The organism is Bacteroides sp. CACC 737 (genome assembly GCF_013874375.1).
Classification (GTDB): Bacteria; Bacteroidota; Bacteroidia; order Bacteroidales; family Bacteroidaceae; genus Bacteroides; species Bacteroides uniformis.
Map to the genome: position 1 here is coordinate 3,008,865 of NZ_CP059408.1, position 26,645 is coordinate 3,035,509.

At 45.0% G+C, this 26,645-nt stretch carries 16 protein-coding genes, 2 tRNA genes and 3 rRNA genes; 8 read left to right on the forward strand and 13 right to left on the reverse strand.

Annotated elements, in window-relative coordinates:
* Positions 1 to 48: 48 nt before the first annotated feature.
* The 10 genes from H1A11_RS12925 to H1A11_RS12970 form a co-directional block, all read right to left on the reverse strand.
* The gene (locus tag H1A11_RS12925; protein ID WP_005829534.1) at positions 49 to 1,053 is read right to left on the reverse strand and encodes a beta-ketoacyl-ACP synthase III; all 1,005 of its coding nucleotides are present in this window, start codon (positions 1,051 to 1,053) and stop codon (positions 49 to 51) included.
* 123 nt (positions 1,054 to 1,176) lie between these two features.
* Positions 1,177 to 1,362 carry a 50S ribosomal protein L32 gene (gene rpmF / locus H1A11_RS12930; protein ID WP_072546213.1) on the reverse strand — a complete coding sequence of 62 codons (186 nt, stop codon included), beginning with the start codon at positions 1,360 to 1,362 and terminating at the stop codon, positions 1,177 to 1,179.
* Positions 1,363 to 1,374: 12 nt separating this feature from the next.
* Entirely contained in the window at positions 1,375 to 1,953 is a 579-nt protein-coding gene (locus tag H1A11_RS12935) for a DUF177 domain-containing protein (RefSeq protein ID WP_005829530.1), read from the reverse strand.
* 364 nt (positions 1,954 to 2,317) lie between these two features.
* A 5S ribosomal RNA gene (gene rrf / locus H1A11_RS12940) occupies positions 2,318 to 2,428 on the reverse strand.
* A 73-nt stretch (positions 2,429 to 2,501) separates the two neighbouring features.
* A 23S ribosomal RNA gene (locus H1A11_RS12945) occupies positions 2,502 to 5,379 on the reverse strand.
* A gap of 121 nt (positions 5,380 to 5,500) precedes the next feature.
* Positions 5,501 to 5,574: transfer RNA gene (locus H1A11_RS12950), tRNA-Ala, on the reverse strand.
* 56 nt (positions 5,575 to 5,630) lie between these two features.
* Positions 5,631 to 5,704 (reverse strand) — tRNA-Ile (locus H1A11_RS12955).
* A 135-nt stretch (positions 5,705 to 5,839) separates the two neighbouring features.
* Positions 5,840 to 7,366, reverse strand: a 16S ribosomal RNA gene (locus tag H1A11_RS12960).
* Together the 16S, 23S and 5S rRNA genes with 2 tRNA genes alongside form the textbook arrangement of a ribosomal RNA operon.
* A gap of 229 nt (positions 7,367 to 7,595) precedes the next feature.
* Positions 7,596 to 7,868, reverse strand: coding sequence for a hypothetical protein (locus tag H1A11_RS12965; RefSeq protein ID WP_181757302.1), 273 nt, complete (start codon positions 7,866 to 7,868; stop codon positions 7,596 to 7,598).
* Between the two features lie 613 nt (positions 7,869 to 8,481).
* Positions 8,482 to 10,197, reverse strand: coding sequence for a DUF6377 domain-containing protein (locus tag H1A11_RS12970; protein ID WP_117601289.1), 1,716 nt, complete (start codon positions 10,195 to 10,197; stop codon positions 8,482 to 8,484).
* 439 nt (positions 10,198 to 10,636) lie between these two features.
* Here H1A11_RS12970 and H1A11_RS12975 point away from each other — a divergent pair, with 439 nt between their 5' ends.
* From H1A11_RS12975 to H1A11_RS12990, 4 genes are read left to right on the forward strand one after another with little or no spacing between them, the layout of a single operon-like run.
* Positions 10,637 to 13,552: a SusC/RagA family TonB-linked outer membrane protein gene (locus H1A11_RS12975; protein ID WP_370293446.1), complete on the forward strand. Its 2,916-nt coding sequence runs from the start codon at positions 10,637 to 10,639 to the stop codon at positions 13,550 to 13,552.
* A gap of 19 nt (positions 13,553 to 13,571) precedes the next feature.
* Positions 13,572 to 15,098, forward strand: a complete 1,527-nt coding sequence (locus H1A11_RS12980) for a RagB/SusD family nutrient uptake outer membrane protein (RefSeq protein WP_117601291.1) — start codon at positions 13,572 to 13,574, stop codon at positions 15,096 to 15,098.
* A gap of 31 nt (positions 15,099 to 15,129) precedes the next feature.
* Positions 15,130 to 16,629, forward strand: coding sequence for a glycoside hydrolase family 30 beta sandwich domain-containing protein (locus H1A11_RS12985; protein WP_117601292.1), 1,500 nt, complete (start codon positions 15,130 to 15,132; stop codon positions 16,627 to 16,629).
* Positions 16,630 to 16,656: 27 nt separating this feature from the next.
* Positions 16,657 to 17,988, forward strand: a complete 1,332-nt coding sequence (locus H1A11_RS12990; RefSeq protein ID WP_138346495.1) for a DUF5125 domain-containing protein — start codon at positions 16,657 to 16,659, stop codon at positions 17,986 to 17,988.
* Between the two features lie 93 nt (positions 17,989 to 18,081).
* Here H1A11_RS12990 and H1A11_RS12995 read toward each other — a convergent pair whose 3' ends face one another.
* A complete protein-coding gene (locus H1A11_RS12995) occupies positions 18,082 to 18,426 on the reverse strand; it encodes a hypothetical protein (RefSeq protein WP_181757303.1) in 345 nt (114 codons plus the stop codon).
* Entirely contained in the window at positions 18,423 to 18,731 is a 309-nt protein-coding gene (locus tag H1A11_RS13000; protein ID WP_005824736.1) for a septum formation initiator family protein, read from the reverse strand. Before H1A11_RS13000 ends, H1A11_RS12995 begins: the two co-directional genes overlap by 4 nt.
* A gap of 142 nt (positions 18,732 to 18,873) precedes the next feature.
* On the opposite strand from H1A11_RS13000, the gene H1A11_RS13005 reads away from it, so the two are divergent.
* From H1A11_RS13005 to H1A11_RS13020, 4 genes are all read left to right on the forward strand, one after another.
* Complete coding sequence (locus H1A11_RS13005; protein ID WP_181757304.1) at positions 18,874 to 20,688, forward strand: DNA polymerase III subunit gamma/tau; 1,815 nt, start codon at positions 18,874 to 18,876, stop codon at positions 20,686 to 20,688.
* A gap of 142 nt (positions 20,689 to 20,830) precedes the next feature.
* A complete protein-coding gene (locus H1A11_RS13010) occupies positions 20,831 to 22,702 on the forward strand; it encodes a sensor histidine kinase (protein WP_252195269.1) in 1,872 nt (623 codons plus the stop codon).
* Entirely contained in the window at positions 22,699 to 24,660 is a 1,962-nt protein-coding gene (locus H1A11_RS13015; RefSeq protein WP_138346504.1) for a HAMP domain-containing sensor histidine kinase, read from the forward strand. Before H1A11_RS13010 ends, H1A11_RS13015 begins: the two co-directional genes overlap by 4 nt.
* 236 nt (positions 24,661 to 24,896) lie before the next feature.
* Complete coding sequence (locus H1A11_RS13020; RefSeq protein WP_005834872.1) at positions 24,897 to 25,067, forward strand: DUF362 domain-containing protein; 171 nt, start codon at positions 24,897 to 24,899, stop codon at positions 25,065 to 25,067.
* Positions 25,068 to 25,450: 383 nt separating this feature from the next.
* Here the strand turns inward: H1A11_RS13020 and H1A11_RS13025 are convergent, their stop codons facing one another.
* Complete coding sequence (locus tag H1A11_RS13025; protein ID WP_181757305.1) at positions 25,451 to 26,644, reverse strand: pyridoxal phosphate-dependent aminotransferase; 1,194 nt, start codon at positions 26,642 to 26,644, stop codon at positions 25,451 to 25,453.
* Between the last annotated feature and the right edge of the window lies 1 nt (position 26,645).

Genomic DNA, 26,645 nt, shown 5'->3' on the forward strand with positions numbered 1-26,645 from the left:
AATCGAGATAGGATGCGTTTTTATCATATTATATTCAGCAATAGCATGTTACTGCTTCTTTCCGTCGTATCCCCACTTCACATACACAGCTCCCCAGGTAAATCCTGCGCCGAATGCAGTGAAAATAAGGTTGTCGCCTTTCTTCAGCTTATCTTCAAAGTCCCAGATGCAAAGAGGTAACGTAGCAGCACTAGTATTGCCATAACGTTCGATATTAATCAGCACTTTCTCACGAGGAACTTCCAGACGATGTGCCACAGCATCGATGATACGAAGATTGGCCTGGTGCGGAATCACCCAGTCAATGCTATCCTTTGTCAGACCGTTTTTCTCGGCAATGGCCGCGCTAACATCCGACATATTGGATACGGCATACTTAAACACAGTACGTCCTTCCTGATAAATGTAATGCATGTGATTGTCTACAGTAAAATAAGAGGGAGGACAAACCGAACCACCCGCTTTCATATGCAGGAAAGGCAAACCTTTGCCGTCGGTTCTCAGAATAGCATCCATAATACCTACATCTTCTGTTGTCGGCTCGAGCATGAAAGCTGCAGCGCCGTCTCCAAAGATAGGACAAGTAGCACGATCTGTATAATCAACCATTGACGACATCTTGTCGGCTCCCACAATGATAACCTTCTTATATCTACCAGAACGGATAAAATTGGCCGCAGTCTCCATCAGATAGAGAAATCCGCTGCAGGCTGCCTGCAAGTCAAAAGCATATGCATTTTTCAGCCTTAGCTTATCACACAAAATAGAAGCTGTAGAAGGGAAGTGGTAATCCGGAGTAGAAGTAGCTACAATCACCAGATCTATATCATCCGGGTCTGCGCCAGTACGTTGCATCAGCTGTTTGGCAGCTTTACGCGCCATATAGGAACTACCTAGCCCCTCTTCATTCAGGATACGTCTTTCCTTTACTCCGATACGAGTCATAATCCATTCGTCATTGGTATCCACCATTCTTGAGATTTCGTCGTTTGTCAAGACGTAATCAGGTACATAACCGCCGACTCCTGTAATTACTGCATTTATTTTTTCCATTAAAATCTTGTTTACTTATAGAACTACTGAAACAACGGTAGTCTAAAAAGGTTTGCTTATTAAATTACAAATCTTTTTAGACGCCCGATATTCAAGTATAAGTTTTAGTCAAACTGACCGTAATTATACGGCAGCTTCCTTTTCAACTGCAAGCTTACCTCTATAGTAACCGCATGCACTACATACAGTATGATATACATGCCACTCACCACAATTCGGGCAAATAGCCAGTGTAGGAGCTACTGCTTTATCATGAGTTCTTCTCTTCGCAGTTCTTGTTTTTGACTGTCTTCTCTTAGGATGTGCCATTTTCTTTAATCTTTAATTGTTATCTAATATTTTCTTTAATTCGTCCCAACGCGGGTCTACCTGCGTTTCTTCTTCATTCATCAGCTCCACCTCTTCTTCCGGAGCAAATGTATCCTCAGCCATATCATCATCCGGAGTGGTGCGCATATGCTTACTCAATTTGCTGGTCATTGCCTTGTTACACTTACCCGGAGCATGCACATGCTTCATGGGGATGGCCAAAGCTACAAACTCGTACATAAACCATGCTACATTAATCTCACCTTCCTCTTCGGGAATTACTATGAGATTGTCACCTTCTTCGGCATATTCATGACCGAACTTAACCAGCAGCTTATCTGTCGAGCTGACAAGCTGTTCCATATCGTCCAAACAACGGTCACATGGCACCCACACCATTCCGTCTGTCTGGAAGTTCAATTCGAAAGCACGAGATGTTTTCTTTACAACTAACACCACATTGACTTTACCCTTCTGCACTTCCGGTCCATCAATATTGGCAAAGAAAAGGTTGTCTAGCACAAACTCATATTTGCATGAATCTGCTTGCATACCTTTCAGGTCTATTTTGTATTTATCAAACTTTCCCAAAGCTTCTTTTGTTTATTCGGGCGACAAAGATACGAATAATTATCCTCATTATGTAGTATTTAGAGTAAAATATTCATTTTTTTATGTTCATTTCACCCAGATATCACTACAAATCAGCAGAAAACTCATGAACTAAAACACAAGAACAATCCATACCAGCATCCAAGTATATGTAAAGAAAACGAACTAAGCGTTTTTAATCATTATTTAGCACCTTAATTCGGGAATTAATCTGATGAACATGCGATGAATAATTATATATAATAAGGTATAGTGATTAGCGGTAGAAACGGAATGTTAGAGGAGATATATGTAAACGAACGAAGCCTCCGTATCCTTATCAGACACGGAGGCTTCTTCTGAAAAACGGCGACTACCTACTCTCCCACTGTTACGCAGTACCATCGGCGTGACCGGGCTTAACTTCTCTGTTCGGAATGGGAAGAGGTGGAACCCCGGTGCTGTAGTCACCTGAATAAGGTAGACATGATGCGAAAAAAGCAAAGCATTCATTTATGGCTGAACGTATATACCTCCATACAAGGCAAGGCAAAAAGTGAACGGGCAATTAGTAACGCTCGGCTATGACATCGCTGCCTGTACACCTGCGTCCTATCAACGTTGTAGTCTACAACGACCCTGAGAAATCTAATCTTGTGGCTGGCTTCGTACTTAGATGCTTTCAGCACTTATCCAATCCCGACTTAGATACCCGGCAATGCACCTGGCGGCACAACCGGTAAACCAGAGGTCAGTCCAACACGGTCCTCTCGTACTAGTGTCAGAGCCACGCAAATTTCATGCGCCCACGATAGATAGAGACCGAACTGTCTCACGACGTTCTGAACCCAGCTCGCGTGCCACTTTAATGGGCGAACAGCCCAACCCTTGGGACCTTCTCCAGCCCCAGGATGTGACGAGCCGACATCGAGGTGCCAAACCCCTCCGTCGATATGAGCTCTTGGGAGGGATCAGCCTGTTATCCCCGGAGTACCTTTTATCCTTTGAGCGATGTCCTTTCCATACAGAAACACCGGATCACTATGCTCTAGTTTCCTACCTGATCGACTTGTGAGTCTCCCAGTCAAGCGCCCTTATGCCATTACACTCTGCCGACGGTTACCAATCGTCGTGAGGGCACCTTTAGAAGCCTCCGTTACGCTTTTGGAGGCGACCACCCCAGTCAAACTACCCACCAAACAGTGTCCCCGCAACAGCGGGTTAGAACTCAAATAATCAAAGGGCCGTATTTCAACAGCGGCTCCACGAACACTGGCGTGCCCGCTTCAAAGCCTCCGGCCTATCCTACACATCAATTACCCAAATTCAATGTTAAGCTATAGTAAAGGTTCACGGGGTCTTTTCGTCCCATCGCGGGTAATCGGCATCTTCACCGATACTACAATTTCACTGAGCTCACGGTTGAGACAGCGTCCAGATCATTACACCATTCGTGCAGGTCGGAACTTACCCGACAAGGAATTTCGCTACCTTAGGACCGTTATAGTTACGGCCGCCGTTTACTGGGGCTTCAATTCAACGCTTCTCTTGCGATGACGTCTCCTCTTAACCTTCCAGCACCGGGCAGGTGTCAGGCTGTATACTTCATCTTTCAATTTTGCACAGCCCTGTGTTTTTGTTAAACAGTTGCCTGGACCTATTCTCTGCGCCTCAATTGCTTGAGGACCCTTTATCCCGAAGTTACAGGGTCAGTTTGCCTAGTTCCTTAACCGTGAATCACTCAAGCGCCTTAGTATATTCAACCCGACTACGTGTGTCCGTTTGCGGTACGGGTACCGTAAGGATTAAGTTTAGCGGATTTTCTTGGAAGTATGATTACACGCACTATTGGATTGTCCAGAAGGACGCTCCATACTGTCAGGTTCGACTCTCATTCCGGATTTGCCTGGAACAATCAACATCTACACCCTTCAACGGACTATTCCGTCAGTCCGCGGCGCTGTCACGACTCCGTCTCCACGTCACTCCTTAAGGTAGTACCGGAATATTAACCGGTTCTGCCATCGGCCTCGCCGTTCGGCTGAGCCTTAGGACCCGACTTACCCTGATCCGATTAGCGTTGATCAGGAAACCTTAGTCTTTCGGCGAGGGGGTTTCTCACCCCCTTTATCGTTACTTATACCTACATTTGCTTTTCCACACGCTCCAGCAAGGCTCACGCCTTACCTTCGACGCAGAGTGGAATGCTCCCCTACCGATGATTTCTCATCCCAAAGCTTCGGTAGAATACTTATGCCCGATTATTATCCACGCCAAACTCCTCGACTAGTGAGCTGTTACGCACTCTTTAAATGAATGGCTGCTTCCAAGCCAACATCCTAGCTGTCTTAGCAATCTGACTTCGTTAGTTCAACTTAGTATTCATTTCGGGACCTTAGCTGTTGGTCCGGATTGTTCTCCTTTAGGACATGGACCTTAGCACCCATGCCCTCACTCCTGACATAGAACTGACACGCATTCGGAGTTTGTCAAGACTTGATAGGCGGTGAAGCCCTCGCATCTTATCAGTCGCTCTACCTCATGTCAGTATAAGTCAAGGCTGCACCTAAATGCATTTCGGGGAGTACGAGCTATCTCCAAGTTTGATTAGCCTTTCACCCCCACCCTCAGGTCATCCAGAAGCTTTTCAACGCTTATTGGTTCGGTCCTCCAGATGGTGTTACCCATCCTTCAACCTGCCCAAGGGTAGATCACTTGGTTTCGCGTCTACTCCTTCCGACTATACGCCCTGTTCAGACTCGCTTTCGCTTCGGCTGCGGATCTGAGATCCTTAACCTCGCCGGAAAAAGTAACTCGTAGGTTCATTATGCAAAAGGCACGCCGTCACACTAAAAGTGCTCCGACCGCTTGTAGGCACATGGTTTCAGGAACTATTTCACTCTTCTGTTCGAAGTGCTTTTCACCTTTCCTTCACAGTACTGGTTCACTATCGGTCTCTCGGGAGTATTTAGCCTTACCGGATGGTCCCGGCAGATTCACGCAGAATTCCTCGTGCTCCGCGCTACTCAGGATACCACTAGGCTTCGGTTGGCTTCGCATACGCAGCTATCATGCTCTATGGCTGTACTTTCCAGAACATTCTGCTCACCAACTTTCTTGCCACAACGTGGTCCTACAACCCCACACATGCCGTAACATGGATGGTTTGGGCTGTTCCCCGTTCGCTCGCCACTACTGGGGGAATCATTATTTATTTTCTTTTCCTGCAGGTACTAAGATGTTTCAGTTCCCTGCGTTAGCCTCCCGCATTGCGGGATGATATCCCTTCAGGATATCGGGTTGTCCCATTCGGAAATCCGCGGATCAAAGGTCATTTGCACCTACCCGCGGCTTATCGCAGCTTATCACGTCCTTCATCGCCTCCGAGAGCCAAGGCATCCGCCATGTGCCCTTACTTACTTTTTGTCTTACCGATCACGTATGGTCGATATATACTTTCAGCTTTCAACTTTACTTTTTTGGTCACATCATGTCAAAGATCGTTGTCAAGGATTAAGGATTAAAGATAATTCCTAATCTTGAGAAGTGGAGAATAACGGATTCGAACCGTTGACCCCCTGCGTGCAAAGCAGGTGCTCTAGCCAGCTGAGCTAATCCCCCTTCACCATTGATGAAAGACCCGCTAAATCGTAACCGGTCGGTCACCAACTGAGAAGTAGTCCCAGGCAGAGTTGAACTGCCGACCTCTACATTATCAGTGTAGCGCTCTAACCAACTGAGCTATAGGACTGTCAGTCAAACCCTCGCCTTACGGCTCGGCTTCTACTTTTCTCGTATATTTTAATAAACAAGTACGCGCAGTACAAGAGGTTCTTATGGAAGCATAACTTCAAGAACCAACGATCGAGTCGAGACGTCACTCCAGAAAGGAGGTGTTCCAGCCGCACCTTCCGGTACGGCTACCTTGTTACGACTTAGCCCCAATCACCAGTTTTACCCTAGGGCGCTCCTCGCGGTTACGCACTTCAGGTACCCCCGGCTTTCATGGCTTGACGGGCGGTGTGTACAAGGCCCGGGAACGTATTCACCGCGCCGTGGCTGATGCGCGATTACTAGCGAATCCAGCTTCATGGAGTCGGGTTGCAGACTCCAATCCGAACTGAGAGAGGTTTTAGGGATTAGCATCACGTCGCCGTGTAGCTGCCTTCTGTACCCCCCATTGTAACACGTGTGTAGCCCCGGACGTAAGGGCCGTGCTGATTTGACGTCATCCCCACCTTCCTCACATCTTACGACGGCAGTCTCGACAGAGTCCCCAGCATAACCTGATGGTAACTATCGATAAGGGTTGCGCTCGTTATGGCACTTAAGCCGACACCTCACGGCACGAGCTGACGACAACCATGCAGCACCTTCACAAATGCCTTGCGGCTGATCTGTTTCCAGAACATTCATTTGCAATTTAAGCCCGGGTAAGGTTCCTCGCGTATCATCGAATTAAACCACATGTTCCTCCGCTTGTGCGGGCCCCCGTCAATTCCTTTGAGTTTCACCGTTGCCGGCGTACTCCCCAGGTGGAATACTTAACGCTTTCGCTTGGCCGCTTACTGTATATCGCAAACAGCGAGTATTCATCGTTTACTGTGTGGACTACCAGGGTATCTAATCCTGTTTGATACCCACACTTTCGAGCATCAGCGTCAGTTACAGTCCAGCAAGCTGCCTTCGCAATCGGAGTTCTTCGTGATATCTAAGCATTTCACCGCTACACCACGAATTCCGCCTGCCTCTACTGTACTCAAGACACCCAGTATCAACTGCAATTTTACGGTTGAGCCGCAAACTTTCACAACTGACTTAAGCATCCGCCTACGCTCCCTTTAAACCCAATAAATCCGGATAACGCTCGGATCCTCCGTATTACCGCGGCTGCTGGCACGGAGTTAGCCGATCCTTATTCATACGGTACATACAAAAAGGCACACGTGCCTAACTTTATTCCCGTATAAAAGAAGTTTACAACCCATAGGGCAGTCATCCTTCACGCTACTTGGCTGGTTCAGACTCTCGTCCATTGACCAATATTCCTCACTGCTGCCTCCCGTAGGAGTTTGGACCGTGTCTCAGTTCCAATGTGGGGGACCTTCCTCTCAGAACCCCTATCCATCGATGGCTTGGTGGGCCGTTACCCCGCCAACAACCTAATGGAACGCATCCCCATCAATGACCGAAATTCTTTAATAGCTGAAAGATGCCTTTCAGATATACCATCGGGTATTAATCTTTCTTTCGAAAGGCTATCCCCGAGTCATCGGCAGGTTGGATACGTGTTACTCACCCGTGCGCCGGTCGCCAGCAAAGAAAGCAAGCTTTCTTCCTGATGCCCCTCGACTTGCATGTGTTAAGCCTGTAGCTAGCGTTCATCCTGAGCCAGGATCAAACTCTTCATTGTAAAAGTATCGTGACTGCGCAAATTAAAAAATCAAAATGCGACAGCTTGTTATCTGTTCAGGACGCTCGAATTCAAAAGTTTATCTTTACCTATATAAAATAAGTATTGACGGTTCTCTTGTTTTACCCAAGGCTTTCCCCATTGATAAGGAAAAACCTTGCTCTTGTACTACTTGTATTGTTTATGTAAATCTGTTCAAAGATCGCTCGTTTCACGATTGCTGTTCTTTTCAGAAAGCGGATGCAAAGGTAAGAACTTTTAAGTATATCCTCCAAATATTTTCGGAAGTTTTTTTTTCTTTTTTTCTCTCTTTTCTCTTTCCTCGTCGTCTCTCTTGTCGAAAGGGAGGCAAAAAGAAAAAGAAAGAAGAACCAGGCACCGTTTCTTTTAAAAGAATGTCAACTCGCGCTGCTTTCATTTTCAAAAGCGGGTGCAAAGGTAAGAACTTTAAAGCATAACTTCCAAATATTTTCAGAAGTTTTTTTTCATTTTTCTTTTCCAAGGCCGAAGTTCCAGAAGAAACCGATGGCAAAGAAGAGAAAAAATGGAAGCTTACCGCTCCGTTTTACTGTCAGAATGTCAAAACATCGCCGCCTTCGTTCCCGAAAGCGGATGCAAAAGTAGGCCTTTTATGGACATCTGCAAAATTTATACACGGTTTTTTTTGAGAGATTCCATGAACTTTTTCATAACTCACTGATTGATAGATATGTTTTAAAGCATGTTTTTTAAAGGAAACTGGGATAAGGAAAGGAAGGGACACATTATATATATACGCGCGCGCAATACAAGCTCCAATTCATACCTTGACATAGACCACTGAACGACAGGCACCGCGCTTGCGGAACACAAAGAGAACTGACAATAAACCTGCGAAAGGCTACATCCGGAAAGCACGGAAACTAAACGGGAACTAATGAACAACTTTTCTCACCACAGATATGTTGCTTTCTTTCCACACCCGTGTTTCTTTCTTACCACAGCTGTGGTAAGAAAGAAACACGGGTGTGGAAGGATTAGTTCTTAGGGAAAAATAAGGTGGTACATCGCAGTTTGTATCCTAATTCTTAGCTACCATCTATACGTCATACAGCGACAATCAGTAGAAGCCTTTATCAAGTCCACTTCTGTGCCCTACCCAAAGAACGCACAGCGGCAGCAAACTCTTCCCGAGGAATGATAGCCTTATTACGTGTCTTCAAACGATTATTATAAACGGTCTGAGGTGAATAATGCAAGAATTCGGCAATCTTCACACTATCAGTGATACCTAAACGCACCAAAGCATAAATGCGCAATTCCGTATTCAGCAACTCACCATCTTTTAGCACAATCTGCTCGTCAGGATGGAGCAAGGCATTGAAGTCACTTACAAAATCCGGATAAATGTGCAAGAAGATAGCATCAAAGTTATGATAGAACTCTTTCAGCTCATTCTGTGCCATAGAATGAGTATCGGTTAATGCTTTCACATCCTCCAACTGATTTGCCTTAAGCTTACGATTGATATTTTTCCGATACTCATCCAGCTTGCTGATATAATTGGAACAAATGGAAAAAACATAACCTATGTATTCCTCCTTCACATAGTTGGATTCACGAAGCTGATTATTGGTATCTCTCAGCTGTTCATTCAAAGAAGTAAGCTGTACATTCGTTTCTGCCACTTGTCCGTGCATTTTCGAAAGTTCTTCCACATGCTTATTCAAGCGGTTGTTTGCCTCATTCAGCTGTTGGCGCGACTGCTTCAACCGCTTCATCTGCTTATATATATACAGAAAAGCAAACAAGGATATCAAGGACAAGACACTGACCAATACCAAATACATACGTAACCGCGCTTCTTGCTTCTGATTACGTTCCTGATAAATCTGATGAATGGTGTCCTGCACCGCAGAGATGCCTACTACTCTCACCCGGTTCCGATATGCCAAGGCATTCTGCAAGCAGTAACTCATGTAGACATAGGCATGGTCAATATCACCCAAACTAAAAAGCACCCCCGCCAGCTCTTCCAGCGAAGCAATATCTTTATTGGAGATACGTACATCGGCCATAGCAGAATATATCAGGTAAGTCAGATAATTTTCTTGCTCATCGGACTCGCGATAAAAGCAAGCCAGCACGTAAGCATTCATGGCATCACGCCGAGTATCGAATGCAGAATTAAAGATTCCCTTCTGCAAACGCTCCTTAAAAACATACATACTGTCCGTACCTTGCACTACCTGCCCCTTATACCACAAGAACAAGGGATGTTCAGGGGTAAGAACCATATTCAAGGAGTCTTTGTAAACACGTTCCAACTGTGCATAATGTTCATGCAAAGTGGCCATTTCACTACCGGTATACTGATTGAAATGCGAATACAGATACAGCATTTGTCCATAATAGTCCACTAACAATTCTTTGGGGAGCGAACCGCCTGAAACTCCGCGCAATTCATCCTGGGCTTCTTTCAACAAACCGGTGGCAGCCAACAGAAAAGACTTTTTTATCTTCCACTCCATCTGCCGGTATTTATCATTCTGCCTATAAACTATATCCAAATTATCTACCACATAATTCATTGCAGAATCGGCATTATAGACACAATACTCATCATAAAGATTTTTATTCAGCCAATATCTCTCCTCCAAAGTACGCACATCCTTTTGAAGCTTGTGCAACTGAGCAATCTTCGCCTCTTTAAGCATAACAAACGTGTTTTTCTGCGCAATCAGAGAGTCAAGGCGTACCAGTAGTTCTTTTATCTTTTCACTGTAAGGTGCCGCATTCAGGAAAGTACACCCCACCAGCAAAAACAGCAAAGCTATGATTTTTCTTTTCATTTCTATTATTTACATAAAGCAGAGAGCACAAAGATAAATTAATCTATCTAAAGATAAGCTACTTCTACCCTAAAAAAGTACACTAAAATTAAGAGCTATTTCGATCGTTTGAAGTAATAACACAGTATGTCCAAACCTACTTCCATAGTAGCAAACCTTTACTTTACCCACTAACCACAAACATTATAATACACTGATTTTATGATATTTAAATTTTATACAGACTTACTTCCACACATTACCCACCTATCAGACAAATAGGGTTGTCCACTATCTTTGCAAACAGAAAGGAAAGTGTACTATGGAAAAACAACTAATCCCTATTAGAACATACTTTTCTAAATAAATCAAATCTTTTAATAAAAGTACTATGAGAATGATTACAAGAAATCTTCTTACGCGGAGTTACAAGCTCCTTCTGACATTACTCGTACTGCTAATGTCAACAAATGCATTTGCCCAACGATTGACAGCTACGGGTAAAGTAGTAGATACCGCAGGCCTGGAGGTCATCGGCGCATCTGTATTGGAAAAGGGAACAACAAACGGTGTTGTCACCAATCTAGACGGAGAGTTTTCCCTAAGTGTAGAACAAAATGCCACACTGGTAATATCTTTCATCGGCTATAAAACGATGGAGGTAAAAGCAACCACCAACATGAATGTCACATTGCAGGAAGACAACGAACTGCTGGACGAAGTGGTAGTCATCGGCTATGGAAGTGTAAAACGCAAAGACGTAACCACTGCCGTATCTACGGTTTCTACAAAGGATTTGGATCAGCGCCCCATTGTATCGGCCGCCCAAGCCCTACAAGGCAAAGCAGCTGGTGTGTCGGTTATGCAGCCCAGCGGCGAACCGGGCGGTGGTATGAGTATCCGTGTACGTGGTACCACCTCATTCAATGGTAGCAACGACCCGCTCTACGTAGTGGATGGTGTACCTGTAGACAATATCAACTTCTTATCACCCAATGATATCGAAAGCCTCTCTATCTTAAAGGACGCTTCATCGGCAGCCATCTATGGTTCGCGTGCAGCCAACGGTGTAGTACTAATTACGACCAAAGCCGGAGCAGAAGGCAATGCCAAAGTAGCACTGAACGTACAATATGGTATGACGAAAGTGGCCAAAAGCATGGAGGCTTTGAATACAGAACAATACCGTGAATTACAGAAAGAGATTGGCGCCGTCAATCCCGCTGACCTTGAAGGTTTAACAGACCAAACAGACTGGTTTGACGAGGTTTACAAAACCGGACAGACTCAGAACTATCAAGTGTCCGTGTCTAACGGAAACGAAAAGATGAAATACTTCCTCTCTGCCGGTTATCTGGATGAAAAAGGAATTTTGGAAGGTACGTACTTCAAACGATACAGCTTCCGTGCCAATATCGACAACCAAATACGCAGTTGGCTGAATGTAAGTGCCAATATCTCCTACTCCGATAACATCGGAAACACCGGCATCATTTCCGGAACAGGTGCCAACCGTGGAGGTGTAGTCCTTTCGGTTATCAATACACCGACCTATGCTCCTATTTGGGACCCTGAAAAGCCGAATCAATACAATAAGAACTTCTATGGGGTAAATATCATGAACCCGATGGAAAACCTAGCCCGCCAGAAAAACAACAAAAACAAGGAAAACCGCCTCATCGCATCCGGAGCCGCTACCATCAGCTTCCTGCCCAACCTGAAGTTGAAATCATCTGTAGCACTGGACCGCCGCAACGGTGTAAGCACTACATTTCTCGATCCAATATCAACTACCGACGGACGCAACAGTTTCGGAACAGCCTCTGACAACCGAAACATGAATACCGTATTGGTTTTCGATAATGTATTGACTTACAACACCAACATCAAGAAACATGGCATCGACGTCATGGCAGGTTCTTCCTACACCAAATCAGACTATACCAACAGCTATATTAATGGTTCACACTTCCGGGACGATAAAATACACACTCTGAATGCCGCCAATAAAATTTCATGGGACGGTACCGGATCAGGAGCCTCACAGTGGGCTATCTCTTCCTATTTTGCCCGTGTGTCCTACAATTATGACAGCAAGTACATGCTTACCATGAACATGCGTGCCGACGGTTCATCCAAGCTGCATCCCGACCATCGCTGGGGCATTTTCCCCTCCTTCTCGGCTGCCTGGCGTATTTCGTCAGAGAAATTCATGAAAGACATTACTTGGATTGATGACTTGAAGCTTCGCGGCGGCTGGGGACAGACCGGTAACCAAAGCGGCATAGGTGATTACTCATATCTGCAACGCTACAACATCAACCGCATACCGTGGTTTGAAGAAGGCAACGACCATGCAGTTCCCGGTATCAGCCAAGCCAACCTTAGAACAAGTGACCTGAAATGGGAAACCACCAGCCAAACCAACATCGGTCTTGACTTAACTGTGCTGAACAATAGACTGACCTTCAGCATGGATTACTATTACAAGAAGACAACAGACATGTTGATGAATGTAAGTCTGCCTGCAGGTGCAGCAGCAACTACCAGCATCACCCGTAATGAAGGCGAGATGACCAATAAAGGATTTGAATTCTCACTCAATTCTCACAACCTGACCGGCGAATTCTCTTGGGACACAGACTTCAACATATCTTTCAACAAGAACAAGCTGACTAAGCTATCATTACAAAAAGTCTATACAGCAGCAAGCAGTGCCGAGGTAGTAAAGGAAAACATCGTACGCAATGAACCGGGACGTCCTTTGGGTGGCTTCTACGGCTACATCAGTGACGGTGTAGATCCCGAAACCGGTAACTTGATTTATCGCGACCTCAACGAAGACGGCAAAATTTCCACTTCTGACCGTACCTATATCGGCGATCCGAATCCCGACTTCATCTACGGATTGACGAACACTTTTACTTGGAAAGACCTTAGTCTGAGCATCTTCATTCAAGGAAGCTACGGAAACGACATCTTCAATGTGTCCCGCATGGAAACCGAAGGTATGTATGACGGTAAAAACCAATCAACAGAAGTTTTGAAACGATGGAGGATTCCCGGACAGATTACCAGTGTTCCGAGAGCCAACTTCAACATCAAGAACTCCACTTACTTTGTAGAAGATGGCAGTTATCTGCGTGTCAAAGACATCTCACTCTCTTACAACATCCGTTGCCGCCAGTTTAAGAAATGGGGTATCAGCCGCGTACAACCCTACTTCACTGCAAGCAATTTGCTAACCTGGACCAGTTATTCCGGTATGGACCCTGAAGTAAACCAATATGGCAACAGCGGTTCCGTACAAGGTATCGACTATGGAACCTATCCACAGAGTAAAGCATTCGTTTTCGGTATCAATGTTGAATTCTAAAAAAAAGAAGAAATAACTTATGAAATCAAAGCATATATATAAAAGTATAGCTTGCGGTGTACTGTTGGCACTAACCGCAACCTCATGTGATCTGGACTATAATCCGGTAGACAGCTACTCGGATGTAACGGAAGGAGTGGACAAAACAGATGAAAAACCTATTTTCAACAGTGTGCAAGATGTGGAAACCTCAATGGTAACCCTTCATAAAAAATTCCGCGACCAGCAGGAGCACTGGTATGTCGACAAACTGCTTATCGGTGACGCCCACTCCGACAATGCATACGCCGGAACAACGGGTGCAGAAGTAGTACCTTATGAAACCAATTCCATTGAAGGATCTAATTCCGTACTAAAACGTGACTGGGACCGTTTTCTGGGTGATATTGCCGAAGCCAACCGTATCATCGTAGGCTGTGAGCAACTCAAGGCCCTCAGCGACAGTGAACGTGGCAAATATCAATCACAAGCCAAGATATTCCGTGCCATGGTAATGTTCGATATGGTACGTTTATGGGGGAATTTCCCTGTCATCACTACCGTGGGTGGTGACATCACCGAAGACAACGTAGAAGAGATGTACCCGACCTACTTTCCTCCACAGAATACAGCTGAAGAGGCTTATGCCCAAATAGAAAAAGACTTGACTGAAGCTGTGGAAAACCCCAACACACCGACAAACGATGCATCCGACAAGAGCATACTTACCAAATCGGTGGCACGTGCCATGCTTGCCAAAGTCTATGCAGAAAAGCCTCTGCGCGATTATGCAAAAGTTATCAAATATGCCGACGAATTGGCTGCCGACGGCTTCGACCTTGTAGAAGACTTCAGCGACCTTTGGGCTTATGATACAGAAAAAAAAGACTGCCGGGTACGCAATACTAAAGAAGCTATTCTCGAAGCTCATTTTCCTCCTGGTTCAGGTAACTGGTGTACGTGGATGTTTGGCCGCAACTTAAGCAACTGGGATGAAAGCTTTACCTGGGCCAAATGGATTACCCCTTCCCGCGACCTTATCCGCCTCTATGAGGAGCAAGGAGACACGAAACGCTACAATGAGTCTGTTGTATGGTACGAGTGCGGATGGAGCAACTATTATCCGGCAGACCATTATGCTTTCATGTACAAATGCCGCTCTGCTTTCAACAGTATCATTTATCTGAGATATGCCGACATCCTACTTCTTAAGGCTGAAGCCAAAATTATGGGAGAAACTCCCGACCTGAACGGTGCAGCCGACATTATTGACCGCATCCGTAACCGTGCCGGACTGGGTAAACTTCCACAAAGCACCCGTAGCAGTAAAGAAGCATTGCTCCAAGCTTATATGGACGAACGCCGTATGGAACTTGCTTTTGAGGGACAACGCTGGTACGACCTTTGCCGCCTCAATAAGGTAGAAGAAGTGATGAACGCCGTTTATGCCAAAGACAGTGGCCGCCTTGCACAAGAGAATTTGTTTAATGAAAACTCTTATCTACTCGCAATCCCTCAGGGAGCCATTGACCAGAATGAGAATTTGGTACAGAATCCAGGCTATTAACAATAAAAAGTAATATAAAAATCAATAGAATATGAATTTGAAAAATATATTCACTACCGCATTAGGCTGCTTCGCTGTATTGGCAGCCTGCGGCAATGATAATGACAGTGACGTCACTCCTACACCAGACCAACCTACAGAAGAGGCAAAAGATGTTACTATCTATGTGACGAACACCAGCCGTACTTACGACTTGAAAAAGTCTGGACTGGCCTTCGGCACCGGAAGCAACATGTCACCTTCTACCGTGACACTCGACCCCACCACCCGTTATCAGGAAATGGACGGTTTTGGCGCAGCCATTACTGGCTCTACCAGTTACAACCTGATGCAAATGACACAAGAGAACCGCACGAAGTTTCTGACTGAGACATTCTCGGATAAAGAAGGCTACGGCTTCAGCTATGTACGTATTGCCATCGGTTGTTCCGACTTCTCATTCAGTGAATTTACTTGCTGTGACGAAAAGGGACTTGAGCACTTTGCCCTTCCGATGGAAGACACCAAGTATGTAATTCCTATATTGAAGGAAATTCTAGCAATCAATCCTACTGTCAAAGTGATTGCTGCTCCATGGACATGTCCGAAGTGGATGAAAGTGAAAAGCCTGGAAGAACGTGTACCCTTTGACTCATGGACCAGCGGACACTTGAACCCCGAATATTACAGAACGTATGGCGAATATTTCGTAAAATGGATACAAGCTTTCGAAAAGGAAGGTATCAAAATCCACGCTGTGACTCCGCAGAACGAACCGCTGAACCACGGTAACTCAGCATCCTTGTTTATGGGATGGGAAGAAGCCCGTGACTTCATCAAGACCGGCCTGGGTCCCGCTTTCAAAGAAGCCGGAGTTGCCACAAAGATTTATGTTTTCGACCATAACTATAACTACGACAATCTGGCCGATCAAAAAAGTTACCCCACCAAGATTTATGATGATGCGGAAGCCTCACAGTACATTGCAGGTGCTGCCTACCACAATTATGGCGGTAACCGTTCCGAACTGCTGAACATCCATAAGCTTTACCCCAACAAGGAATTGCTTTTCACAGAAACATCCATCGGCACCTGGAACTCCGGCCGCGATTTAGAAGCACGTCTGCTTAACGATATGGAAGAAATAGCATTGGGGACAGCCAACAACTGGTGCCGCGGTGCCATTGTGTGGAACCTGATGTTAGACAGTGACCTGGGACCGGTAAGCCCTTCAGACGGTTCTTGCAAGACCTGCTACGGTGCAGTAGATATCGACAATACAAACTATTCTAAAATTGTCCGCAATTCCCATTATTACCTTATCGGCCACATGTCTTCAGTCGTGAAACCAGGTGCTGTACGTATCGGAACGACTGGTTACACTGCCAATGGGGTCACCTACTCGGCCTTTGAAAACACTGACGGCACTTATGCCTTCGTATTGGCAAACAACAATGCAGATGCCAAACGAATTACTGTAAGTGACGGCACTCACTACTTCTCCTACGAAGTACCGGCTAAAGCAGTCGTTTCTTATCGTTGGAAAAAATAAGACTAACAAATTAAACAGAAGATTATAATGAAAAACTTTAAATACTATCTGATGGCATTGGCAAGCATAGCCATGCTGAATGCCTGCAGCGATGACGATCCGGTTCCCGGCAACCCGACAATGGACTTTCAGGCAGAACCTTCTTCAGCCTTGTTCGGCGACAGTCTGCCTTTTACAATCAAAGCTTCGGACGCAGATGTACCTCTTTCTACACTGAAAGCACAGTTATACTTCAGTGACGAAATGGTTTCCGAAACTGTAATCCGTACCAAAGTTAGCGGACAAGAGTATAACGGGAAAATATATGTTCCCTATCTGGCAAACATTCCCAACGGAACAGCTACACTGAAGTTTATCCTGCAGAACATCAACTTTACGATTACAGAAAAAAGCTACGACGTGGCGCTGAGTCGTCCGGACTTCCCCTACCTGACTCTGATTTCCGGAGACCAAGAATACCGCATGGAAAAAGTCGCAGCCAATCAGTATAGTGTGACCAGTGAATTTGCACAAAAAGTGAAAGGTTACATCAAAGCTCCTAAAGTAGGCGCCAACGGCAATGAAATCAATTTCGGATGGAGTAACGGTGCCATCACACAAGGTACTTCCAGTGAGATTACTTTCTCCAGTCTGTCAGCCGGGAAGTATTCCATCTCCTTCAACACGCTGACTTATGCGGCCGCCCCTTTCGTGAAATTGTTACTGAACGGCTCTGAAATGGAAATGGTGGATGATAACCATTACAGCATCGACCTCAACCTGAAACAAGGGGACAACATCACCGCAGATATTCCCAACTTCAACCAGTACTGGATAGATCCCGACTTCTTCAAAAAGAATGAAGACGGTTCACTGAAATTTTTACCCATCGACGGAACTTACCGTATCATTGCCAATCTGGACCTAAATTATTTGGAAGTATTGAAAATGAACGGAACAAGTACCGATACACTGAACGATGACGGAACCGGTGCCCTTTGGATTATCGGTGATGGCATCGGTAAGCCCTCAGTAGCAACCAATGCCGTAGGTTGGACCACAGAGAAAGGGCTCTGCATGTCACAGATTGAAGCAAAGAAATATCAGGTGACGGTAGTAGCGGGAGAGCAAATCAAATCAGATGACATCAACTTCAAGTTCTTCCACCAGCAAGGTTGGGGAGGTGAATATAAAAACGATGCCTTGTCTACCACCAGTGACCTAGTATTTATAGGTGACGGTACCAATGGACGTGATGCCGGCAACTTGGGACTCGTAAAAGGCAAAAGTTTGGAAAACGGTGTTGCTTACCGGTTCACTGTTGACGTAACGGCAGGTATCTCTTCGGCAGTTCTGACAGTAGAAAAGGTAAAAAGATAGACGGATAACGCAGAAGATTAACTAAATGAGAAAGGGGCTGGCTCTATAAAAGAGTTCAGCCCCTCTTGTTTATGCAGAATATATGTTCCGGATTTAGCTTAAACCTTCTTTCGCCTCCTCTTGTGGAATACGTACCGAAGTGTAAAGCTCAAGAATGGCGGCTATCGTCAGAGACACAATCCATTCATTGCCCCTTGTAAAGAGCATGAATGCCCCCGTAAGCACCAGCAAAAGTGCACCGAATATTTGCTGCCGACGCAGGCGTTTGACGGTGGGACTTTTACACTTGGACGGAAAATTGATTTGTGCCAAAGCAACCATCGTAGCACCGACAGTATATATATAAGGTGAAAGAGGCCAGCCCGTAATATAAACGGCAGCTCCAGCCAGGAGCATCACGGCCCCTACTGCAAAAAGGGCGGGTATCAGTTGTTTCATTCTTCTATATCTTCTTCAAATACATAAATATCCTCATTGGGCTTTTTCATCAGATACTTCTCACGGGCAATCCGTTCGATGGCACCGGAGTCGACGGCAAGTTCATTGAGCCGTTCGGTATTCTCCTCGTATTCCTTGCGGTACTTTTCTATTTCATCGCGCAGACGACTTTCTTCCCGGGCGTAACCCAAACGGCGTACAACACTGTTCTCATCCAGGAACCCGATAATTACAGCAAACAACGCAAGCGTAATCAAATATTTATGCTTGCGGACAAAAGACCAGAGAGAAGCAAGTTTATCCATCTCGTTATCTACTATTTAGCAATTTATCATTCATGATGGAACTTGCCCATCATATAACTTCACGTCACAAAGATAAGAGGAATAACCGAAAGATTTCTTTTTTTTGTGTACATTTGCACAAAAAGCAAAGAATATCCCGAATATGGAAAACTATATCGTATCTGCACGGAAATATCGTCCCTCGACCTTTGAGTCTGTGGTAGGCCAACGTGCACTGACCACTACCTTGAAGAATGCCATTGCCACCGGAAAATTGGCGCATGCCTATCTTTTTTGCGGTCCGAGAGGCGTGGGAAAAACGACCTGTGCCCGTATCTTTGCTAAAACAATCAACTGCATGAGTCCCACAGCAGACGGTGAAGCATGCAACCAGTGTGAATCCTGCACTGCCTTCAATGAGCAACGCTCCTACAATATCCATGAACTGGATGCCGCCTCAAACAACTCTGTAGATGACATCCGCCAATTGGTGGAGCAGGTACGCATACCACCTCAGATAGGTAAATACAAAGTATATATCATTGACGAGGTACATATGCTGTCCGCCTCGGCTTTCAATGCTTTCCTGAAAACACTGGAAGAGCCTCCACGCCATGCCATATTCATCCTTGCCACTACCGAGAAGCACAAGATACTGCCCACCATCCTTTCACGCTGCCAAATATATGATTTCAGCCGGATTGGTGTGGAAGATACCGTAGCACACCTCGCATATGTCGCCTCCAAAGAAGGTATCACTGCTGAACCGGAAGCGTTGAATGTCATTGCCCTCAAAGCAGACGGCGGTATGCGCGACGCACTATCCATCTTCGACCAGGTGGTAAGCTTCACCGGAGGACACATCACCTATAAGAGCGTGATTGAAAACCTCAATGTGCTGGACTATGAATACTACTTCAAACTAACCGGATTCTTTCTTGAGAACAAAATCAGTGACGCGTTGCTATTACTGAATGATGTGCTCAACAAAGGCTTCGACGGCAGCCACTTCATCACCGGACTTTCATCCCACCTGCGCGACTTGCTTGTCAGCAAAGACCCGGCGACACTGCCGTTGCTTGAAGTGGGCGCAAGCATCCGCGAACGTTACCAAGCACAAGCACAGCAATGCCCCCTCCCTTTTCTTTACCGTGCCATGAAGCTCTGCAACGATTGTGACCTGAACTACCGTGCCAGTAAAAACAAACGGCTACTGGTAGAGCTTACTCTGATACAAGTGGCACAACTGACCGCCGAGGAGGACGACGGTACCAATGGGCGCAGCCCTAAACAAGCTATAAAACCCATATTCACGCAGCCTGCCGCCGTTCAGCAGCCACAAGCCACTGCTGCCATGCCCCAACAAACTGTACAGCCGGCAGTACAACCAAACAGAACTCCTCAACCTGCTGCTACGCAGCATGGCAATACTCCAACTCCACATGCTACACCTGCTGCCATATTAATGGCACAAGGGAGAGAAGAGAAAAAAATTCCGGTCATGAAAATGTCCGGATTAGGGGTATCCATCAAACGCCCCCATATAGAAGAGGAACAAAGAAACCCTTCATCCAACTCTACTGCCGCCCACCAAGCAGCACAACCAGAAGAGGACTACATCTTCAATGAAAGGGATTTGAACTATTACTGGCAGGAGTATGCCGGACGTATGCCCAAGGAGCAAGTAGCCATAGCCAAGCGCATGCAGAACATGCGCATCACTTTAATAAATGACACAACTTTTGAGGCTGTAGTAGACAATGAAATCATTGCCAAGGAATTTACCGGCATGATACCCACTCTGCAAAATTACCTACGTACCCGGCTAAAGAACCGCAAAGTCACCATGACTGTCCGGATTAGTGCTCCTACTGAAAAGGTACGTGCCTACGGACGCGTTGAAAAATTCCAGATGATGGCACAAAAGAACAGTGCCCTACTACAACTAAAAGAAGAGTTTGGTTTGGAACTGTATTAATTCCTTCCAATCGACTGCATAAAGTTGCTAACAAATTGAGTATAAAGGAGAAAAAAGCATCTATTTAATTTTTTATTTACTCATTTATATTTATTTTTGCCAATAATAAACAAAAGAGGCAAACAAACATTTGAGAACAAAAATGATTATATGGATGCTATTGGGGCAGCTATTGTATACTTCTGTCTTATCAGCACATACAATAGCCAATCAAGAAAAGCAGAGTATTCTGCAATCATTGGTCAAAAGACAAGTTCTCTATGATGACTCCATATCCATAGACAGCGTCATTACGTGGAGTGAGCAACTTCTTCCCACCCTACAATCAAATGAAGATAGAACGACGTATTTTCTATTACAACTTCAATTGGCCAATGCCTACACATTGCGCGGCGATATCAGCTTAGCAACGAACCGGGCACAACTTATGTACGAAGAAGCCAAAGCTACAGACTACCAATTTGGTATGGTAGTGGCCAACCAGGCCATTGGAGACGCCTATAACACAATAGCCAACATGGGGGATAAAGCCCTGGAATCATACCAGGATGCTTTGACTGAACTATCCAACATTTCAGACCAGCATCCATATAGGGCACAGCTTCTTTTAAAAATGTCCAACGTTCTGCAACGGAAAGGACGTCTGGAAGAAGCAGAGAAAATCCTGGAAGAGCTGGAAAAAATATTATATCAAGAGCCTGACTACCCGACAGACTTCTTTTTCTGCATCGAAAAGACGAATTTTGCCATTTCCCATGGGCACCTCTCACAAGACTATCTTGATGAAGCAAACATCTGGCTCCACAAAATAGACTCCATTTACCAACTGCACCCAGAAAAGTTCTACCGGTTTCACTTGGATTATACCACTGCTGCCTACTATAGAGCCATGGGAAATTTGGACAAACAATACTGGAAACAAGCTCTGGACATCTACTCCAAATTGCAAGCAGAATACTCCGGTAATAAGCGCTCCACGTATTACTGCTGGACTTCGCTGGAAAAAATCTATCTCTGTAAAATACAAGGCATGGCCATGGAAGCCTGCCGAATCTACCAGGAATTGTATCCTCCTATAGATACACTCGCTTCACAAAGCTATATCCGGCAAATCAATACGATAAAGGCAAAATACCAGGTAGATAAGGCAGAGACGGCCAGCAATAACGAATACAATAAAATCATAACCAGCATATTGGTAGGAACGATGGCATTAGTAACGTTATTTGTTCTACTTGCCATCCTACTCAAAAGGCAGCGGGAAAAGGTGAAGCTCTCCACCCAAAAACTAGCAACATCACGGATAAATGCCGAAAATGCCATGCGTGCAAAAAGCGTGTTCCTCTCGAACATGAGCCACGAAATCCGTACCCCGCTCAATGCGTTATCGGGCTTTTCATCCCTATTGACGGAAGAGGGACTGGACGATGAGACACGCCGTCAATGCAATGAAGTTATCCAACAGAACTCAGAACTATTGCTGAAGCTTATTAACGACGTGATAGATCTATCGAGTCTTGAATTCGGCAAACTGCAATTCTGTATTGTACAACATGATGCCGTAAGCATATGCAGAAATGTGATAGACACTGTGAATAAAGTGAAACAGACACAAGCTGAACTTACATTCACCACCGAGCTGGAAGAAATGCCCATCGAGACTGACGACTCACGCCTGCAGCAAGTCCTGATTAACCTACTGATAAATGCTACCAAATTTACCCCACAAGGCAGCATTGTCCTAAAGCTGGAAAAAGAAACGGACGATACCGTACTATTCACCGTAACAGATACCGGTTGCGGCATTCCCAAAGACAAGCAAGCCAACATTTTCCAACGTTTTGAAAAGCTGAATGAGAATGCTCAAGGCAGTGGGTTGGGACTCTCCATATGCCAACTTATCATAGAGCATATCGGCGGACAAATATGGATTGATTCAGAGTATACCGAAGGCTCACGTTTCTGTTTCACCCACCCCATAAGCCAGACAGGCAGAAAGGAGCATAAGAAATGAAACAGATATTTACATTGCTCATTGCCTTATGCTGGCTATTACCGTCCGCACACGCAGATGTGCGACGGGCAGAAGTCAAGGATAGCCTGCTACGTATATATCTAGCCTCTCCAGCCGATACCACCAGATTGAGAACTCTATATCAGATAGCACTGCTTGACCAACTGTCACCGACATTCATCTATTACGAGAACAAATTACTGGAAGAGGCCATCGCTCAGAAAAATGTACATTACCAGAGTGCCGCCATATATGCGCACATTATTTATTACTACAATCTACTGGACCAAAAACGTGCAGAACAATGGCTGAGGAGGCTCGAACAGTTGTCTGAAGAGCACAACTACTACCGCCATTACTTCAGAGGCAAAAAGATGATGATAGAATGCTATATCATCAGCCAGAAGATTGAATTAGCCCTCAAACAAGCACAAGACATGTACGACAAAGCTCAAAGTCTCGGCAACCATGACGGTATGCGCGAAGCATGCCTATGCCTGATGACCGGATATTTCAATACCTTACGTTACAAAGAAGGAATCACCTACCTGAACAAGGCTTTTGAACTGACAAATCCGGACTCCTCCCTTGCCACTCAGATTGATTTATTGACAAAAGCGGTACTGGCTTACTCATATCTGCATGACAATGGCAACATGTTCCGGTATCTGGAGGAACTCAACAATGCCAAAAATAGATTGCAGGAAGAAGGCACCACCGTACTGACAAACGGCTATACCAATTTGTATCTGCTCATAGATTTACAATACGCCCTTTACTATACCCGCCTTCAACGGCCTGCGGAAGCATGGGAATATTTGCAGCAATCAGAACGGCATCTCAGTACATCTTCATTTCTTCCTTATCGGTTGATACGTTTGGCAGCATATGCCGAATATTACCAACTGACAAAAGAATACGACAAAGCGTTGGCTTATTTAGAAGACGCCATTGAACTTGTAACCCCTATTTCACTGGATGATGCCATGATTTATGGACTTCAGAAAGCGGATATACTAGTAAAGATGGGGTTTCCGGACGACGCACTTCCTATCTATAAACAAATAACCAAGGCAAGAGATTCGTTATATACAGTATTCTCCACCTCACAGATAGAACAGATACAAAGCCTATATAATATGGACCAACTGCTTCTCCAAAAAGAACAGCGGCAAGCCAGTTTTCACCGTATCTGTCTGGTCACCTCCATTATCATCATTATAGCCTTGTTACTTTTCAACCTACATATGTATAGAAGCAGGAAGCGGCTGCAACAAGATGAGAAGGAAATGCGTAAATTGGCAATTATTGCCGAAGAAGCCAACGAAGTAAAAAGCCGTTTCCTTGCCAATATGAGTTATAATATCCGTATTCCACTGAACAATGTAGTCGGTTTCTCCCAACTGCTTTCCACCGACAACGAGCTGGATGAAGAAGAGCGAAAAGAGTATTCCGGTATTATCCAGGCCAATTCGGGTGAGCTTATCCAACTGGTAAACGACGTATTGGACCTCTCACGCCTGGAAGCGAATATGATGAAATTTCAATTGCAGGATTGTTATGTAAAAGAATGGTGCAACGAACTAGGTTTTCTAATACAAATGCGCAGTGAAGGCCATATCCTCCTGAAACTACAAGTGGAGGTAGGAGATGCGCGTATCCATACCGACGTCAACCGCCTTACACAAATAGTGACAAGTATGCTGCTTTATCCAAACGACTGTAAAGAAACGCGCAAAGTCAGCATGTTCTTGGTCAACCATCCGGACAAACACATCATAGCATGCCGGATAGAGAACAGCCCGATAGCCGATCCCAGGTTTGCCTCTCAAAAAGTATCAGTGCAACAGAAAATCAACCAGTTGTTCTTTGAACATTTCAAAGGTACCTATCAAACCGAGAATGTCGAAGAAGGAGAAATCGCAGTGATTACTTTTACCTATCCGACTCTTTCTTAAAAGCTGAAAACCTGCTTAAGTTCCAGCTAAAGCCAATAGTATCAGAGCAATTCGTTTACGAAGTTCAAAAATGAACATTTTTCAGTCTCTGCGGTATGCTATGCCGCTTTCTCGACTCCTTATTTAGACGACATACAAATTATACGTTTTTAATCAAGATTGATAGCAAGTAATAAAGAAAACCACTATTTTTGCCGAACGAATTAGTACTAATAATAATTTAAATCTAAAAGAAAATGGCTTACGTAATTAGTGACGATTGTATTGCTTGCGGAACTTGTATCGACGAGTGTCCGGTTGGCGCTATCTCTGAAGGTGATATCTATCATATCGACCCTGAGACTTGCACAGAGTGTGGTACTTGTGCAGATGTTTGTCCTTCTGAAGCAATTCATCCGGGAGAATAATACAATCCCAGTATCAAAAACAAAAGCGTGGGCAGATAAACTGCCTGCGCTTTTTTATATCCCCCACGTAAGATTCAGTACCTTCAAACCCTTCATTGTTATTTTCTATATACGGATAACACATTAGTTCACAGACATGAACACTTTGTTCCATAAGTAGAAAACAAAGTGTTCATACTGTAGAAAACAAAATGTTCGTACAGTATAAAACAAAGTGTTTATACTGTATGGAACAGAGTGTTCGCTATAATGAAACAAAGTATTTGCCATAATGAAGCAGAGTGTTTGCCATAACAAAACGAGCAGTCCGCTTTGATGAAACGAACTGCTTGTGACAGCATGACAGATGTCTTGCTAAAATAAGTTTGTAGAAGAAGTTAGAATCACTCCAGATTAGCCAGTGCTTCTTTTATACGACGGATAGCTTCAACTATATTTTCATCGCTGGTTGCATAACTCATACGAATGCATTCAGGAGCTCCGAAAGAAGCACCGCCTACGCAAGCCACATGAGCCACTTCCAACAGATACATGGCCAAATCATCTGAATCATTGATTTTACGTTCGCCGGCAGATTTACCGAAGAATGAATCGCATTTAGGGAACAGATAGAAAGCACCTTCCGGTACATTCACCTCGAAACCCGGAACTTCCTTGGCCAACTTTACAATCAAATCACGACGACGCTCGAAAGCCTTGCGCATTTCCTCCACCGGAGCTTGTGTACCCGTATAAGCAGCCTCAGCAGCCTTCTGAGATACAGAACAAGGACCGGAAGTATACTGTCCCTGCAATTTATTGCAAGCCTTCACAAGCCATTCCGGACCTGCAATGAAACCGATACGCCAACCAGTCATTGCATATGCTTTGGAAACACCATTCACAATGACCGTACGCTCTTTCATTTCGGGAAATTGCGCTATGCTCTGATGCTTGCCGATATAGTTGATATGTTCGTAAATCTCATCGGCAATCACAACAACCTGCGGATGCTTTGCCAATACTGCGGCCAGGCCTGCCAACTCCTCCTTGCTGTACACCGAACCCGTAGGGTTAGAGGGAGAGCAAAGAATCAGCGCCTTTGTCTTCGGGGTGATGACAGCCTCCAGCTGTGCAGGTGTTATCTTAAAGTCCTGGTCGATACCGGCAGGTACGATAACCGGCGTACCCTCAGCCAACTTTACCATTTCCGGATAACTGACCCAATAGGGAGCAGGCACAATTACTTCGTCACCCGGATTTACCAATACCAGGATTGCATTGCAAACCGACTGCTTGGCACCATTGGCGCAAGAAATTTGTGCGGCGGTATATTCCAGACCGTTTTCCTTCTTCAACTTCTCTACAATTGCATTACGCAAGGCAGGATAACCCGGCACTGGAGAATAGCGAGAAAAGTTATCGTCTATCGCCTTTTTCGCAGCCTCTTTAATGTGGTCGGGAGTATTGAAGTCCGGTTCTCCCACACTCAGGTTAATTACGTCTACGCCTTGAGCCTTCAGCTCTGCGCTCTTTTGAGACATAGCCAGTGTCGCAGAAGGCGACAAACTGTTTAAACGATCTGATAATTGGTTCATT